Raw genomic sequence first — 19,716 nt, forward strand, 5'->3', positions numbered from 1 at the left:
GCGGTTGAGATTTTAAAACCTCAACCGCTTTTCATTTTATCTGAATACTATTTTCCTTGTAACCGTTTTTCCGTTATCTAAAGTCATTTTGACGAATAATACTTGAGGTCCCGATTGAAAGTTTGTTATAAGCCATTCTTTGTTTCCAATTTGTTTTTTAAGGTATAATAATGTACCCCCTGCATCATAAATAGCAGCTTCTTGAAGATTTTCCTGGTCTGAAATAGATTGCAATCTGATATTTTTATCCTTAACAGAAACAACTATCTGCTGATTCTGATTATCAAAATCCTCATTACCAAGCGGTTTATCATCCTTATTTGTATATCGTAATACAAAACGATTAAGGAAAGTTCCTGGTGCCGATGTAAAGGTATAGCTCCCCGTTTTAAGATTGTGAATAGTCTTTGTTACATTGTCTTGCAGGTAAATATCCTGAGTACTTAAATTCCCATCTGTATGATCTATCGACATTGTAAAATTACCTTCTGGAATTGTCGATTTATATCCTAAAGGTATCGTATCGGAAACAACAAAAGGTACGGCTCTTCCTTGGATAACAAGTTTTTTACCTTCATTTATACTATAAAAATCAAGATACGGATTGGCGTTCATTGTCGTTGCATCGTAACTATTATCCCACGAGTTAGTGGCGCCAGTTATATACCCGATAAGTAATTGCTTAAACGCTCCTTGTGTATTTGTCAAATTCAACCAGACACGATGTTTTTCTTCATCAGTATCAGCTTTAGATTTAAAAAACTGACTGTTAAAACTAGCAACACGCATCGAATTGGTATAGACAACGCTCTGACCCGTTAAAGTTTTAGCAAAAAAACCTTGTCCCGAAGCAATATATCCTCCTGGCGGAACTTGATTTCCTGGAGACGACGCCCCTGTTCCTTCCATTTGTCCTACATCTACCTGTCCTGATAAATTGTAATAGGCAAAATCTGTGCTAGTGTAAGTAAAGGTATTACTGCCTGGTATCTGAGTAGGAAGGCTATTATGTGTCCAAAAATACAATGTCCCGTACAAACGATCTGCATTGTCATGAATAAATTGATCCGCATAAATCGCTGAAGGATATGGATTTCCTAGAAAAACTAATTTTCCAGCTACAGTTGTTGGTCCTGAAATAGTTCCATTATTTGGTACACCAACGAATTCTCCACCAAAAACTTGAGCATTATTCAAATCATAAGATTGAGGAGCTCTAATACTATAACCATTTCCCTTTACCATTTCTCCTGCTCCATTATCAATTAATATCCATCCAACAGATGAATCATATCTGTGAAATTTGTCCCACAGCGTATTCGGAGATAAATCATGTAATGTAAATGCTGGATCACGGGTTACTGGAGAAGACCAATAGGTAACATCATAACGTCTTACAGGAGTTGTATTTCTTTTATAGGTAATATTTCCAAAATTCGCCACATCTGAAACTTGCACCAAACTTGAATTATTTTCAAAGACAAAAACTCCATTACCTAACACATTCACTTCATTGGTTACCGTAATTGTATTGGTGCTTTCCACAATCAAAGAACCATTACTCTGAATCGTTAATCTGCTAGCAAAAAAACTTCCGTTTGTTCCAGAAATTATCGGATCAATACCTACATCTGGAATATCTATACAATCTGTTGCAATAGGAACTCCTGTAGGTGTCCAGTTAGCGGGGTTTGCCCAATTGGCATCAACACTTCCATTCCATGCTTTAGTCACAAAAGCATTTATCGTGACGGGTGTTGGTTGTGATTCGCATCCTGATGTATTATTTTTTACTTGCACATTATAACCTCCTGAAGATAAACCTGTAAATACTCCTGAAGTATTACTAAAATCTACTCCATCGATACTATAAGTATATCCAGTTCCTGAAGCTGGAGAAGTTACTGTTATTATCCCTGTATTATTTACACAAGTTGGAAGTTGGGTAACAGAAGCTACGGGTGCAGTTACAACCGGATTTACTGTTAAAGAAACTGCCTGACTTACTGGGCAGCCATTAGAAGTTGTAATTGTCATGATCCCATTATAAGTTCCTGCTGCGGTATTTGCTGGAACATTTATATTGACAATTTCTCCTGATCCCGAACTAAAAGGAAATGGTGTTGTGCCTTGATCGGTTAAAACAACCCAGTCAATTGCATAATTCGTTGGAGATCCTGTTGTCGAATTATAATTTAATGTAGTAGTCTGCGCCAATGAACTCTGACAAACCGGAGTAAAGACTCCTGATGTGCTTATAGTTGGAAGACTGTTAATTGTTAGTGAAATTGCTTGTGTCGTTTGACATCCATTTGATGTGAAAATTGTCATTACTCCACTATAAGTTCCAGCTGCTGCATTAGCAGGAACACTAATATTATTTACATTTCCTCCCGCAGAATCAAAAGAAAAAGAGGTAGTAGTTTGATCATTTAAAATTGCCCAATCTATTGAATAGCTAATAGGTGAACCAGCTGTGGCAGAATATGGCAAAGATGCTGTTTGCGCTAATGCATTTTGGCAAACTGGAGTTAAATTTCCTGAAGTTGCAATTGTTGGAGACGAATTAACGGTTACTGTAAAATTACTTGGTGTCGAAATACATCCATTCGTATTTTTTACCGTTAAAGTTCCTGTATAAGTTCCCGCTGCTGTTCCTGCTGGAACGGCAATACTTATTGGACTAGCGGTTAAAACGGCATCTGTAACTGCCAAAAAATTATTCGTAGGGCTCGTGTTCCAGACAATGCTGTAAGATGCTGGCGAATTGGCCGGTGCGCTATAGCTTAAATTAGAGGTCTGAGATGCAGCATTAAAACAAACCGCGCTAGCTGTTCCAAGTATGACTGATGGTAATGAATTTACGGATACTGTAAAATTACTTGGTGTCGAAGTACATCCATTCGCGTTTTTTACCGTTAAGGTTCCTGTATAAGTTCCCGCTGCTGTTCCCGCTGGAACGGCAATACTTATTGGACTAGCGGTTAAAACGGCATCTGTAACTGCCAAAAAATTATTCGTAGGGCTCGTGTTCCAGACAATGCTGTAAGATGCTGGCGAATTGGCGGGAGCGCTATAGCTTAAATTAGAGGTCTGAGCTGCAACATTAAAACAAACCGAACTTGCAGTTCCAAGTGTGACTGATGGTAATGAATTTACGGATACTGTAAAATTACTTGGTGTCGAAGTACATCCATTCGCGTTTTTTACCGTTAAGGTTCCTGTATAAGTTCCCGCTGCTGTTCCCGCTGGAACGGCAATACTTATTGGACTGGCTGTTAAATTTGCATTTGTAATTGTCCCAAAGTTATTAGGCGGATTTGCACCCCAAGTAATACTATAGGTTGTTGGTGAATTGGCGGGAGCTGTATAAGGCAATGTTACATTTTGTAGAGCAGCGCTTGTACAAACTCCAGCTATACTGCCTAATGTAATTGCTGGTAACGGATTTACTGTAACAGTAAAATTATATACTATTGATGTACAGCCTGCCGCATTTTTCACCGTTAAATTTCCTGTATAAGTACCCTGTGATGTATTGGCAGGTATTGAAATATTGATTGGGCTTGCCGGCAAAGCTGCATTTGCAACTGGCAAAAAACTATTTGTTGGACTTGCATTCCAAGTTATGCTATAAGTAGAAGGAGAATTGGTAGCGTTACTATACGGCAATGTGGTACTTTGCAAACTTGTACTCGCACATACTGCAGTTGTCGCATTCAATGTCAATGTTGGTGGTGCGCCAACTACAATATCTACATAATTGTTTGAAGAAAATGAAGAAACACAATCTACAGAAGTTAAAGAATTAACTGTTATTCTACTTGGGCCTAAAAGATTTAGACCAGTAGCAGTGAAATTTCCTGAACCTCCTGGAAACGGAACTTCCATTGAAGCAGTCAATGTAGCCGATGGACTACTTGTACTGTAGTTTACTGTATATGTCCCCGCAGGCAAACTTGCTGATGTGCCGGTAAGTTGTACCTGTGAAGTTGTCCCTGTTGTCGTGCAAACATTTGGTGCTGATATTGAGGTAAAACTATACGCTTTACAAGTATAAGTAATGCTAACATAACCTTTTGCACCACTTCCTCCGTTATATAAAGTTGGTGACCCTATTAAAGGTAAAGAACTAGCCGCTCCTGAACCTCCTCCTCCATATTCCTGTCCAGGCTTCCCCGCACCATTTGCTCCTAAAAGACTAGAATAACCAACCCCTCCTTTTCCTCCTTTTTGCGGGCCAAGATTGGCTGCATCTCCACCATTTCCAGATGAAAGAGCTAAATTAAGCAAACTATTATACCCTGTTCCCGAAGCTCCTCCATTTGTCGCTGTAATACTTCCTTTAGCACCTGTAGTGGAAGGCGTTGCAACAGGAGGATTATCTCCTGTAGTTGGAAGATTGGCAACACCACCAGCTCCTCCTGGCGCGTAAAAAACTCCAGAAAAACCTGTTATAAAAGATGGTCCACCATTGGCTCCATTACCTGTTCCTCCCGCACCGGGAGTACCAACAACAACATTTAAAGTTGATGCTGTTATTCCTGTAATATTTCCTAAAGCATAAGCCCCGCCGCCGCCGCCAGGAGCACCTCTTCCCCATCCTGAGCCCGCAAAAGCGGCTCCCCCTGCACCTCCACCTCCCCAAGCTTCTACAGTAACAACATCCATCCCTGCTGGAAGAGGAAAAGAAGCATTACTAGAAGGAACTGCATGCACTAAAGTTTGTGCTTTTGAAGAAGTATAAAAAAATGATAAAACCAAAACCATTATGATTTTAAATTTCCAACTAAATTCTAAGGGTTTTCTAATATAAGTTACTAAAGTTGAAAAGCTGAAGAAACTCAGCACCGTAAGTAAATTTTTTTTCATCTTGTGGCATTTTAGTAATTGAAAAATAAATTCAAACTCAAAAAAGATTAATTGCGAAATCTGGGAGGCTTAATAGCTTAAAGCATATTTTAGGCTATGCTTTTTATAGAGTCACAAATAATAAAGGCTTATAAAATGACCGTTTTAAAGCTTTCGCTTTTTAAGAAAAAAATATATTGGAAAAGGCTTATAAGGAAATAGTATTTAATCGAATTAATTTGTATTTAATCGATTAAAACCCTAAACAAGGTACGATTTTATTTACATTAAAATCATCCTTACAATACTAACCTCTTAATTTTAACACGTTTGCGCCAGAAAATATATAAAATAGGAAAAAACTGTTAATTTTAAACTAAGTAATTCATTAACAATTATATACAAAAAAAATCCTCAGCTTTTTACACAGAGGATTTACAATAGATTATTTACTGTTTCTTTTAAAAAACCACTTTTTTAGAAACAGATTTTCCATTTTCAAAAATGACTTTTACTAATAAAACTTGGTGCGAAGAGAACAAATTTTGAATTGATATTTTTTTACTTTCAAGCTGATTCTTTTTGTATAATTCATTTCCTGAAATATCAAAAATTATAACCTCATTGATCCTTTCATCGAACGATTCAATATTTATCATATGATTTTTATTTGATATTAAAATGCTCTTAGAAATGTCTTCAAAAGTTGTATTTCCTAAATTTTTATTGGCATAAATTATTGAAAACCGATTGTTAAAAGTTCCTGCTTCAGAATCAAATTGATATGGACTTTCGGAAAGATTATGACATCTATTTAGCGTTCTATCCACTAAAAAAATACTGATTTCATCAAATAATGGATCTTGGTGGTCAATCTCTAAATTTAAAGTCGTTTTGGTAGTGGTTTTAAATCCCAAATTAATAGAATCATTTTCTGTCCATGGCATTGCTCTTCCTTGAATTACCAATTTTTTATTCTCTAAAATGCTGTAAAAATCAATTTCTTGACTTGAACTGAGAGATACTGCATCATAATAGTCGACAGAGTTGGAAGCTTCTTTGTCATAGCCCAATAAAATTTGTTTTAGGGCATTTTTCCCATTATGGAGATTAAGCCAAAATCGAAATTTCTCGTTTTTGAGCTCACTTTGAGAACTAGGTCTAAAAAAAGAACTATTATGAGCTTTGATTCTCATATTATTATTAAACTCAATAAAACCTACTGCTTTACTTCGCACAAAAAAACCTTGCCCAGAAGCTATTGTACCATCTGGAGTTGTAGTATAGTTTTCTGAATTTAAAGAAGAACTTATTCCAACACCACCTAAAAGATTATATACTACGCAGTCATCTGCTGAATATTTGCCATTGGAAGGAGGTGTATTATGCGTCCAAAAATAAAGAGCGCCCTGTATTTTCGAAGAATTGTTTTTTATAAAAAGATCTGCATTTATAGCGGAAGGATATGGGTTTCCTATCAAATAAAGGCTGTTCACTACTTTAAACTCAGCATCTACTTTACCATTGTTCGGAATTCCTTTAAAAGTTCCCTCAAATATTGTACGATCAGTAATTGAATAATTTTGCGGAGCTCTTATACAGTAACCTTGCCCAGGAACCATATCCATGGTTCCATTAAAATCTGTTATCCAGTTAGAAATTGGGTCATGCCAGTAGTATTTATCTCCAAGAGTATCTGGTGAAAAATCTTTCATTGTTTGCTTATCAACGGGCGAAGACCAATAGGTCATATCATAACGGATTACCGGTTTTGTTTTTCTTATTAAATGAATAATTCCTGTATTTACCATATCATCATCTGACTGATATAAACTTGCTGCATCTTCTAATACTAAAGTTCCAGAACCAGTATATGCAAACTCTACTGCGAGAGTATTTTTTTCTAACAAGGTCACGGTCTTACCTTGATCAATATTGCAACCGCAAATAGTAGTACTGGTTAGTTGCGGGAAATTCTCTTTAAAATACACATCTTTTCCTACTGAAGGTGGACCATTTGACCATATATTCCCATTCCAAACTGTAGTATTTACACAAAGTTTTAAACGAGCGACTCTATGTTTTGAAATACCTGCAACTGAATTAAAATTACCTCCAATAAACAATTTATAATCTGCACTAAATTTCATATCAAACAGGGTGTTATTCAAAGGCGCAGTAAAAGAATTATCAAAAACTCCAGAAGGCATCAACCTAATAAGTCTGGAAGATGCTGTATTACTGTATGTTCCCGAAAAAGATCCTCCAACCAAAATTCGATCATCTGGCTGTACTAAAATTGAACGGACATCTCCTTTACTAAAACCAGTTCCAGATTCAAATGCCGTGTCAAGGCTTCCATCACTATTTAACCGAACTATTCTTTTTTCAGGAATACCATTAAAAGTTAAAAATGTTCCTCCAACAATAATCTTATTATTTGATTGGAGTGCCAATGCATAAACATATTTATCAAAACCATTTTGAATATTAAAGCTAGAATCAATACTGCCATCAGAATTTAGACGAACTAAACCAGAAAAAGACTGTGCATTAAAAGTTTTAAAATGCCCGCCAAGAAGAATCTTTCCATCAGATTGTATCACTATTGCTTCAATAGTTCCATCGGCACCCAAACCAGTATTAAAACTAGTGTCTTTTGAGCCATCCGGAAGAAGTCTCACAATCCTATTCAAACTTGTACCATTGTATTTTGTGAATGCACCTGCAACAATTATTTTTTGGTCATTCTGAATTGCCAACGCATAGACTTGAGAATTAAAGCCGTCTCCGCTATTAAATGAATTATCGATTTCTCCATTAGATAAAATTCTAACAATCCTGTTGCTGTTTATATCATTATACTTTGTAAAATTTCCTCCAATAATTGCTTTCCCATCAGTCTGTAAGGATATTGTTTTTACTAAGTTATTTGCACCAGATCTTCCAGCATTAAAGGACGGATCAAGAGAACCATCTTCTAACAGACAAGTTATTCTTGAAACTGGTACGCCATTGAATTTATTGAAATTACCGCTAACAATTGTTTTTTGATTTGGAAGTGGTAAAAGACTCAAAACAGAATTATCAAAACCTATTCCCGATGACAAATAACCAATATCGTGTTCGCCTTCGTTATTAATTTTAGCCAATCTGCCTTGATTTAGTCCATTAAACACATAAAAAGATCCTCCCACAAACCAAGAACCTTCTTCGTCAAATTCTAGACATAAAACAGATGCAGAAGCAGGCCCAGAGCCAATATCAAAATTTGATTTTACGGTTCCATCCGAATTTAGAAAAACTAGTCTATTGACATCGTTGCTATTGTATAAACCTGTAAAAGATCCTCCTACCATTAAATCTCCGTTTAAATCTATTTTTAAGGTTTGAACTCCTTCTTTACTAAAACCTGATCCTGTCTGAAAACTTTCGTCTTTTGTACCATCTATATTTAATCGAATAAGACGGTTGGCAACAGCATTATTAAATGTGGTAAAATTTCCTCCTAATACGATTTTTCCATCAGATTGCAATGCGATGGCGTTAACATCATCATTAAACCCATCTCCACAATTAAAAGTAAAATCGAAACTGCCATTACTATTTAAGCGTACAATTCTATTTGCCGAAATTCCATTAAACGTAATAAAATTTCCTGTAAGAATGACTTTTTCTTCATCTGATATCTTAACATGAGTAATATTTAAAGTTGAACCAGAACCAGTCAAAAATGAAGAATCGAGTGTTCCGTTTGGAAACAAACGAGCCACTCGATTCACTGTTGAATTTGTATATTTTGAAAAGCTTCCAACAATTATTATTTTCCCCTCTGACTGCATTGTAATGTCATAGACAATTCCTGTTGTCGCTCCTACCGTAGTATTAAAAGTTGGATCATAAGATCCATCAGGATTGAGACGAATAAGTCTTCCCGCATTAATTCCGTTATACATTGTAAAATTTCCTCCTAAGATAATTTTACCGTCTGGCTGTAAATATGATGCGTAAATTTTGCCATTAAAACCTGTACCTGTATTAAAACTTTCATCAATAGATCCGTTAGGATTTAAACGCGTAAGATAAGAGACTGGGAATCCGTTTAAACTGAGGTAATCACCTCCAACAATTAAGCTTCCATTTTTTTGTAAAAGAAGAGTCCGCACAGCTCCGTTAAAACCGTCTCCGTTTTGTCCATCATCAAATACATTAAAAGTGCGATCGACTTTACCCTGTTGTGCAAAAAGGCTAGAACCAGGAATGAGCAAAAGTGAAATTAAAGAATAAAATAAATTTTTAATCAAAACAGTATAATTAAAGTTAATTTTGTAAGAATTAAGCTAAAATTACAAAGTTAAAACAATACGCACAATACCAAGATTTAGGGATATTTTAAGCAGAAAAAAAAGCCCATTCATAAAAGAATGGGCTTTTAAATATGACGTTATATTATTTTACAGATTAGAAAAAATAACTTTTTTAGTAAAGGTATGTCCATTTTCTAAGATTATTTTTACCAATAATACTTGATCACTAGAATGTAAGTTTTTAATTTGCAAGTCTGAAGCATTCACTTTGTTATTACTATATAACAACTGCGCTCCAACATTGTAAACATTTACTTCTTTAATCGTTTCTTTAGATGATGTAATATTCACTGCTTTGTCTTTCACTGAAACTAAAACCGTATTCTCAAGATTTTCAAAATCATCTGTCCCTAAGGTTTTATTTGTATAACGAATCGAAAAACGAGTTGAATTGCTTCCTGCTAAACTAAAGAAAGTATAATTCTCTTTTCGCAAATCTATTATTTTACCTAGAGCTTTATCTTCTAAGTATACAGCTTGGGTAGCAAAGAATCCGTCTGCATGATCAATAGAAATCGTGAAGTTACGGTCACCTTTATCATCAACACCACTCTTATAACCTAAAGGAACTACGTCTGTATCATCAAAAGGAAGTGCACGACCTTGAATCGTTAATTTTCTAGATTCACTGATACTATAAAAATCAATATAAGCAGTACCTCCTCTTGTCGTAGCGTCATAACTGAAATCAATACCATTAGTCGCTCCTTCAACATATCCAATTAATATCTGTTTAAAAGCACCCTGTGAGTTTGCGATATTCAGCCAAAGACGGTTACTTTCAGTTTTACTGGCTTCACTTGGTTTATAAAATTGTGTATTCTGTGAGCTTGCTTTACGAAGATCATTATTAAATTTAATTGCCGTTGCACCTGCAGGCGATATTGTAAAAAAAGCTTGTCCTGCCCCAATAAAACCTTTAAATTCTGTAGCAGGATCATCATTTACTCTTGTCGAACCTGTTCCATTAAAAACCACAAAATCTGAACTTATGTACTGGAAAGTATTAGTTCCTGGAATAATTTGCGGAGGCGAATTGTGTGACCAAAAATATAATGATCCTAATTGGGTTTTATTTGCCAGCATCAACTCTTTTGCGCTTATTGGAGAAGGGTACGGATTACCTATCAAGTTTAATTTATTTTCTAATACAGGAACTGATAAATCTCCATTGTTTGGCTCTCCAACAAATATACCTTCAAATGTGTCTGGGATTGTTAAGCTAAAATTTTGTGGGGCTCTGATACTATAACCTTCTCCCTCTTTCATAACTTTTGTACCGAAGCTATTAAGAATCCATTGTCCATTAGCAGCATCCCAATAATGATATTTATCCCACAAAGTGTTTGGAGAAAACTTAGCCATGGTCATATTTGCATCAGTTACTGGTGATCCCCAATAAACTACATCGTAACGGGTCAAATCAACTTTTCTTTTATAAGAAATACTTCCGGAGTTTACAGCGCTTGATCCTTGCAGTAAACTTGAACCACTTTCAAATACCAATTTACCATTACTTGTTATACCGTTTGTAACGGTTAAAGTCATTTCGGATGGAATAATTACATCTCCATCTGTAGCGCTAATTGTTAAAGAACAAGCTGTAAAACTAATTGGAGATGAAGGTACTGGTTTAGGAAATGGCTGATTTGGCAAAACTGAAGAAATTGTAACACTTTTGCTTCCATCTGGTGCACCATTTGACCATGCCGAACCATTCCAAGTTGTATTTGTAGTAATATCTATTATCTCAACAGATGCCACACTTGAGATACAAGTTGAAGTAACATCTTCAACAGTAAAATTATATGTTCCTACTGGTAAATTGTTAATAGTCAAATCTGTTTCTGTATTTTGACGATTATATTGATGCGCACCTGATTGATCATTTAGATAAACTTTCCAATTGTTTGTTGGCAAACTACTTAATGTTATACTTCCTAAACCGCCACAAGATACGTTGACCTGTGAAGTTAATGGAGCGGTTGGTGTTGGTTTTACGGTAAGAACAGCTACATTTGAAGTTACTGATCCGCATGTGCCGGTAATCAGAACTCGATATTGATAGTTATTAATCCCTGCTGTCGCTCCTGTTATTGCCATAGTAGCGGTTCCTACATTAGAATAAACCCCACCGTTTGACAAATCATTAAAATTAGTCCCATCAGTGCTAAACTGCCATTTGTAGATCAATCCAGTTCCAGAGGCAACAACTCCAAATGTGGTGTTGCTTCCAGAGCAGATAGCAGATGCTGAGGGTTGCATACCTATTGACGGTGATGTATTTACTGTTAGGGTAGCCGCATTTGAAGTTACTGATCCGCATGTGCCGGTAATTAGAACTCGATATCGGTAGCTATTAATCCCTGCTGTCGCTCCTGTTATTACCATAGTAGCAGTTCCTACATTAGAATAAACCCCACCGTTTGACAAATCATTAAAATTAGTCCCATCAGTGCTAAACTGCCATTTGTAAATCAATCCAGTTCCAGAGGCAACAACTCCAAATGTGGTATCACTTCCTGCACAGATTGCAGTTCCTGACGGTTGTGCACTTATTGACGGTCCTGTATTTAATGTAAGGGTAGCAGCATTTGAAGTTACTGATCCGCAAGTGCCATTAATCACAACACGGTATTGATAATTATTCATCCCAGCTGTTGCTCCTGTTATTGTCATTGTAGCAGTTCCTACATTAGAATAAACCCCACCGTTTGCTAAATCATTAAAATTAGTACCATTAGTGCTAAACTGCCATTTGTAGATCAATCCAGTCCCAGATGCAACAACCCCAAATGTGGTATTGCTTCCAGAGCAGATAGCAGATGCTGAGGGTTGCGTACCTATTGATGGTGAAGTATTTACTGTAAGAGTGGCGGTACTAGTTACTGAACCACTCGGTGTTGTAATAGAAATTGTACCAGTAGTAGCCGTAGAAGGTACAGTAGCTGTAATTTGCGTATTACTATCTACTGTAAAAGTAGAACTAACTCCATTAAAAGTTACTGCTGTAGCTCCATTAAAGGCACTTCCCGTTATTACTACATTAGTTCCTGGACATGCAGAAGTTGGACTAAAGCTATTTATTACAGGAGTAACTGTAACCACAACAGGTGACGAAGATACTGTACAACTATTTGCTGAATTTGTAGCTGTTGCAAAATAACTTGTAGTTTGTGTAGGAGTAGCTGTCGGATTCGCTACATTAGTAGCAGACAATCCTGCAGTTGTTCCAGAAGGTGTGGCAGTCCAATTATATGTATATGTTACAGGCTTCGTTCCTGTTACTTTAACATTATCTATAGCCCAAAACCAATCAAAAGATGCTGTATATTTAAATCTAACAGTAATCCCTGTATTAGTGCCATTAGCAAAAGTATTTAATGGTATTGTTACTTTTTCAAATTTATTCTCAGTTCCCTGTGTTGTATTAAAAGTTTGAACAGACGTCCAAGATGTCCCTCCATTTGTCGAAACTTCAATAACCGCGGAATCACCTGACCAGCTGTAATAATAATGATAAAATTCTAACGATAAACCAGTATACCCTGTAATTGGTATCACAGGAGAAGTTAAATAAGTGATAATATTAGCATCTTGCGTAGCGCTATTTGAAAGATAAAACTGGGTGTTATCATTAGAGCGAAAAGTAAAAGGCTCATAATTACCAGTACTAGTATATTCATAAAAATATCCATCTGGTTTCAATGTCCACGCGACACTACCTGTATTTCCAGAAACTGCCCAACCTGGATTTGTACTATTGAAATCTTGATTTAATAAAGTTGCTGTATAGGAAGCTGGAGTCGCTGACGAAGTCAGATTTGTAGTTCCTCCACTTGCAATGGTGGTAGGAGATGCACTTGCTGTAATTGTAGATACAGACATCGTAATTTCATTTGAAGTCACTGTACTTCCAGAAGGCAAACATGGTGCTGCCCCAGATGTTACTACACAAGTTACTTTATCATTATCATTTAAAGTAGTACTCGTAAAAGTAACGCTATTTGTTCCAGCATTAACACCATTTACTTTCCACTGATAAGAAGGTGATACTTGATTGCTTGCTGTCGCCGTAAATGTTACACCTGCTCCTTTACAAATTAAGGTAGATGAAGCACTTATAGTCGCTACCGCTACCTCATTACAACTAGCACCTACATTAACCCTTCCCGTTGCAGTAGTACCAAAATAATATTCACTTTTATAATTTACAGAGTTACCATTTCTTCCTCCCCAATAACCGGAATTTTGACTATGCCCACCTAAAGTCAAGCTCCCTGCTGTATGGGTAACATTATTACTCAAATTAGCTACTACACCCCAAGTAATTGACAGATTATTAGTTATATTTATTGGCGTTGTACCAAATGTTTTTGTACCACCACCTGAAAGAATTAAATTACTATATGTTGCCGCACGTACAGTTTGGTCATTTGATCTATCATATTCAATCGTAAATCCTGATGGAAATGAAGCAGGCGTAAAAGAATAATTTCCTCCCCAAGTTGTTGCGCCCACACGTAATGTACCTGCTATTAAATTATTTACTCCAGCTGTTAAAAGATATGTTGCGGCATCAAATGTACCCAAGTTATTAGTAAATGTCTGTATATTAATGGCGTTTCCAAGAACAACAGATCCCCCTGTTTTATTAATTCTTAACTCTCCAGAACCATTTGAAGATGTTATTCTACCTGTTAAAGTTTGATTATTTGTCCCAGTAAAAACGGCAGTCGCACCACCACCACTAGACGTACCAGTAAATGACCAATTTCCTGTAAGAGAAATAATCATTGATCCTGATCCTGTGGTCCAATTTCCGCCACCTGCGACATTTCCATTGACAGTAAGAGTTTCATTATTAACCATTGTAAGTCTTCCTGTTATTGTTATTCCCGCGCATGTCTGGTTTCCACTAGTAAAAACATTAGCGCCACTAGCAATAACAACAATATCTGTAGGCAAAGGAACAACTCCTCCAGACCAAGTTGATGGTAAATTCCAATTTCCCCCAGATGCAGTACTTATTATTGTCGCCGCGTTAGCAAAAGAAACCACAAAAAACATCCCAACACAAAGCAATCTTAAATTTGGAATAAACAATCTTTGGGGTAAAGATTTGGTATAAATAAAAAATAAAAACGAGTAAAGTAATTTTCTCATCATATGTTAGTAGGTATTTATTTTAAATTTGTTTTTGGTTTGCTATAAAGCAAAAAATGGCATTATATTTTCAAAAAAAATAAATGTTCATTTTGGTATTTTAATGGAAACTAAATGTTAAATTTTTGACTTTTACCAGAATATAAAAACTGTTAAAATTCCGTACAAAAATATTTAAATTAGCCTAATACACAAGGTTATAATTTATTTCTTTTCATAATATATTAACAAATTTTAGAATTTTTTTATAACTAATTGAGCACAAATCAATTTAAACGTTAAAATGCATGAAAAAGCCGACGAAAATCACTTTTACTCTCAAAGAAGCTTTACAAAAATTAGAACATTTTTGTGCCTATCAAGAGCGTTGCCATGACGAGGTAACAGCCAAATTATACAGCCTAAAAATGACTTCTGAAGAGATTGACAGCATTATCGTACAGCTTATAGAAGGGAATTTTTTAAACGAAACCCGTTTTGCCTGTAGCTTTGCGAGAGGCAAACACCGAATCAAACATTGGGGAAAAATTAGAATCACCAACGAACTGAAAGCAAGAAATATTTCATCAACAAATATTATTCTGGCTTTAAAAGAAATTTCTACAGAAGAATATTTTGAGACCTTCGAAAATCTATCAGAAAGATGCTGGAATAGTATTTCGGAAAACAATCAGCTTAAAAAACGCAAAAAGTTCTGCGACTATATGCTTCGCAGAGGTTACGAAAGTAATCTGGTTTATGAAAAAGCTAAAGAACTAGAAGAAATCTAATTTATCATAACATTTTAAAAAAGCCGCTTTTTCTATTTTTCAAATCCTTTTAATTTTCCTTTTAAAATATCTTAAATTACCTACACAACCCTCAACAACTTTTGGTTATAAATTATTCTATTTTTGAAGATTTTATACCAAATGTGACGTTTTCTAGTCTAAAATCTCAAAAAACAGTCTTAAAAAACACCGATACTTGCGATTATTCTTATAATTATTTCTTAGGTTTTATAGGAATACTTATCGAACATTAAAATTTTTAATGCACTTCATCGACTATTTTACCAATTCATCGATTATATCGATGTTCCGAAAACCCTAGTAAAATCTAGCTCGTAGATGTATCTATATTTGCGCGGACTTAAAAGTCCTATGCCCGCATAACAAATTGATAGAAAACATTTAGCATGAAAAAAACTTTACTTTTATTCTTATTGTTACCTTTTTTTGGATTTGCTCAATTGAATGGCAATTATGTCATTAGTTCAACTAAAACCGATTCACAATTTAAAAATCTTACAGAAGCAATTGCAAAATTGAATGATGTGGGAATAGACGGAAATGTTCAGTTCTTATTGGATGAAAATCAAAATTTAACTTCTCAACTTGTAATCAAGAAATTCACCAATAAAAAACAAAATACAGTAACTATAAAACCAAATGATAAAAAAGAAATTATCATATCTGGAAAAGTTCGCGAAGGCGGATTGATTACACTAAATAATGCCGACAATATTATCATTGACGGAAATAATAGTGTTGCCGACAACAAGTTAAAAATCTACAACAACCTTGACGACAGTAATGACAAATATGCCAAACGAGTTGGTATTTGGTTGTACAAAAAATCTGAAAACAATAAATTTCAAAATTTAACCATCGAGTTAAATGCACTAGCTCCTGAAATAGGAACAATATCGACAGGTATTTTAGCTTCAGACGACAACTTTGACAACAGTGCAAACAATGCTAATAATACCATCCAAAATGTAACTTTTACAAACGTTAAACAAGCTATAGTTGTAAAAGGTCAAAACAAAAACAATAGTGGTTGGAAAATTTTGAACAACAAAATAGTTACAACGACTAACAATGTAAAAGCATTTTTAGGGATCTCTCTTTTAAATGTAAGTGATTATACGGTAACAGGAAATACATTAGACGGAATAAAAATTCCTTCAAATTTTGATGGCACGCTTAGTCATTCTGGAATATATTTAGAAAATGCCGATAATGGAACCGTTTCAAACAATACGGTTTCAAATATGGAAAACCTTAAGAGTAATGGTTCTGCTTATGCAATCTATGTAAAAGGGAGTAATGCTATCATTTCGCAAAACATCGTTTCTAATTTATTTACAACTTCAACTAATACTGGAGCAATAGGAATTAAATTAGAAGGAGACAATGGTTCGATATTTAACAATAAAATTAGCTCTATCATCACCGATAAAGCCTTAACTGCTAGTGGCATTTACACAACAGGAAATAATCAATTAATATATAACAACTTTGTACTTGATGTTAGTTCAGCTGGAGGCGGCGGTGTAAGTGGCCAAAATGCATTTGGTATTTATATTTATGATGGTAATGATGTTAAATTGTATCATAATAGCGTAAAACTTATTACGAATCAGCCTACCGGATGTTCTTCTGCATTGTATGTAAGAAGTGGTTCTGGATTTGATATTAGAAATAATATATTTATAAATGCACAAGCCTCAGGAAGCGAGCGTTTTGCTATTTATCTAGAATCATCAGATCGTTCAAAATTTCCAACATTAGATTATAACAATTACTATAGTTCACAATTTGTGGGCACTTTCGGAAGCTACTACACGTCAACAAATAAAAAAACCACTCTTGACGAATGGAAACAAGCAACTAGTAAAGATGCTAGTTCTAAAAATGAAAACCCTTTATTTGTAAGCAACAGCTTATATTTAGATGCTAGCAATTCCACAAATAAAATACTCGTAGGAACTCCAATTACAATTGTTCCAACTGACATTGACAACAATACAAGAGTAAAACCTTATATGGGAGCTCATGAGTTGATTCCATGCACACCAACCCAAGATCCTGCTGTATTTGGAAAAAACGAATGGATTGGATATGTATACAAATGGACTCCAACAAATGTAGTTCCTGCTATTGGCTATAATGAAATCCCTAATACGTCAGTTGCGACTTATATTGGAACAGTCACTGAAAACAAAAACTTTGACAGAGATGTTAAAAAAGAAGCCATTACTGGTGTTACTGCAAATTTTCCATGCGAAGCTCCGCCTATCGATTCTTTTTTGGTACGTTATAGAATGCGCACTTCAGTATCTGAAGCTGGACTTTACAATTTTGCAGTCGGTGGAGATGATGCGATCAGATTGTATATTGATGGTAAAATGGTTTTAGAACGATGGGGCAGAGGAAATTATTCTATTAACTCAACTTTGTTTAAACTTGAAGCCAACAAAGATTATGATTTTGTTATAGATTATTTTGAAGTAGAAGAAGATGCTAGAACTTCTTTTTCTTTTGGTTTAACAAAAGGAGATCCTACACAATTTGGAGACAAAGTTTGGAATGTTTACGGATACAACGGCAATGATTTAACATTACAAAAAACAGGATATGCAGGTTATTATGTAGATCCAAATCCAAATGCAAACTCAACAGCATTTTGGCCAACAACCAAATCTCCATATGCAGCAAACAACTGGCAGGGCGCACCTATGCCTAATGATTACTTTACAGTAGTTTCTAAACGTAGAGGTTTTGCATGCGGTCAATACCAAATACAAGTTGCAAACCAAGATGATGATCTTCAAATTTTTGTAGACGGTATTGAAGTTTTCAAGAATACAGGAAGCACAGATACAGCAACATTAGTTAATAAGGGGCAAATATTCACTTTAAACAGTAAAACCAAAATAGAAATACGTTTAAAAGAAAATGCAGCCGCTGCAAAATCTTCTGTTATTTTTATAAATGTTCCAAATAATGGAAATGGCAGTTCTTTAGTAATAACAGCAAATACAGAATTAAGTTCAGACCTTACAGTTTGTTCTTGTACAATAAATGATAAGGCTACATTAACTGTCAAAAAAGATGTTACATTGACTGTAGATGAAAATATAAATGTTCTAGGAGAAGGAAAACTACTCATCTTAGATGGAGGATCATTGCTTCAAACTTCCACAAGTAAAGATATGTTTACAGGAGGAAGTTCAAAAGCTTTTGAAATACAAAGAACAACTAATGTCGTTCGTTACGATGTAACATACTGGTCATCGCCTGTAATTGGCCTATCAATGCATGATTTGTCTCCAGAAACTTTGTATGACAAATTTCATTATTGGAATCCTGCAAATAACTCATGGATACCTGATAATAATGGAGCAAAGAAAATGGAAGCTGGAAATGGATACAGCATTAGAGCTCCACAACCATACGACCTTACTACTCCAAAAGATTTTACTGCAAAATTTACGGGAACACCAAATAACGGAAATATCCCAGTACCGCTTGTAGCTGGAAACTTGAATTTACTAGGAAACCCATATCCGTCTTCGATTGATGCCGAACAATTCATTAGAGACAATGGAGACGTAGGACCTTTATACTTCTGGTCACACAATACACCACCGAAAATAATCGAAGGAACCAACACATATACGTATGATAGTTCAGATTTTGCTGTTTTTTCATTAATGGGCGAAACTCAGCCGTCTCCCAAAGGACACGCTCCTGACGGTTACATTGCTGCGGGGCAAGGTTTTTTTGTTATACCAAAAGTAAGCTCTGTTTTGTTTACGAACGATCAAAGAGTAAAGGCTAATAACACCTCTTTCTTTAAAACTAGTGAGAACACTAGTAAAATAGAAAAAAATCGTTTGTGGCTAAATTTAACCAATTCAGAAGGTGCTTTCAAACAAATGCTTGTTGGATATGCAACTGGAGCAACTAATAGCTTAGATCATAATTATGATGCTACGACAAGAGGAGGCAACTCTTACATTGACTTTTATAGCATCAGTGAATCTAGAAAATTAACGATTCAAGGTCGTGCCTTACCATTTGATAATACAGATATTGTTTCTCTTGGCTACAAAAGCACGATTGAAACCAACCTTACAATATCAATCGATCACGCAGACGGATTCTTTACTACTCAAGAAATCTATTTAGAGGATAAAGCTCTAGGCAAAATAATAGATTTACGAAAAGAAAATTATACATTTAAAACTGCTATCGGGAGCAATACAACTCGTTTTGTCTTGCGTTACACAAATAAAACATTAGGCACAGATGATTTTGAAAATCTAACCGATGGAATACTCGTTGCTGTAAAATCAAAAGTAATAAATGTAGCCAGCGGATCTGAAAACATTAAAGAAGTAAAAATCTTTTCAATCGGCGGACAATTGCTTTACAGCAAAAATAAGATTGAGGCAAAAGAATATGAAATAGCAAACTTATATTCAAGCAATCAAGTTTTACTGGTAAAAGTAATTCTAGAAAATGATCATGTAGTTACCAAGAAAATCATATTCAATTAACAA

At 35.2% G+C, this 19,716-nt stretch carries 5 protein-coding genes; 2 read left to right on the plus strand and 3 right to left on the minus strand.

Annotated features, from left to right (window positions below; translation table 11 throughout):
- Positions 1-36: 36 nt before the first annotated feature.
- The 3 genes from OZP10_RS08055 to OZP10_RS08065 form a co-directional block, all read right to left on the minus strand.
- On the minus strand, positions 37-4,872 hold the full coding sequence (locus OZP10_RS08055) for a DUF8693 domain-containing protein (protein WP_281634214.1): 4,836 nt from the start codon (positions 4,870-4,872) through the stop codon (positions 37-39).
- 440 nt (positions 4,873-5,312) lie between these two features.
- Positions 5,313-9,155: a DUF8693 domain-containing protein gene (locus OZP10_RS08060; RefSeq protein ID WP_281634215.1), complete on the minus strand. Its 3,843-nt coding sequence runs from the start codon at positions 9,153-9,155 to the stop codon at positions 5,313-5,315.
- 150 nt (positions 9,156-9,305) lie between these two features.
- Positions 9,306-14,387 (minus strand): DUF8693 domain-containing protein, encoded by a 5,082-nt coding sequence (locus OZP10_RS08065; RefSeq protein WP_281634216.1) that lies wholly within the window; start codon positions 14,385-14,387, stop codon positions 9,306-9,308.
- A 284-nt stretch (positions 14,388-14,671) separates the two neighbouring features.
- Here OZP10_RS08065 and OZP10_RS08070 point away from each other — a divergent pair, with 284 nt between their 5' ends.
- The gene (locus OZP10_RS08070) at positions 14,672-15,154 is read left to right on the plus strand and encodes a regulatory protein RecX (RefSeq protein ID WP_281634217.1); all 483 of its coding nucleotides are present in this window, start codon (positions 14,672-14,674) and stop codon (positions 15,152-15,154) included.
- A gap of 407 nt (positions 15,155-15,561) precedes the next feature.
- Entirely contained in the window at positions 15,562-19,713 is a 4,152-nt protein-coding gene (locus OZP10_RS08075; RefSeq protein WP_281634218.1) for a DUF8693 domain-containing protein, read from the plus strand.
- Positions 19,714-19,716: the final 3 nt, after the last annotated feature.

The sequence above is a fragment of the Flavobacterium luteolum genome (assembly GCF_027111275.1).
GTDB lineage: Bacteria > Bacteroidota > Bacteroidia > Flavobacteriales > Flavobacteriaceae > Flavobacterium > Flavobacterium luteolum.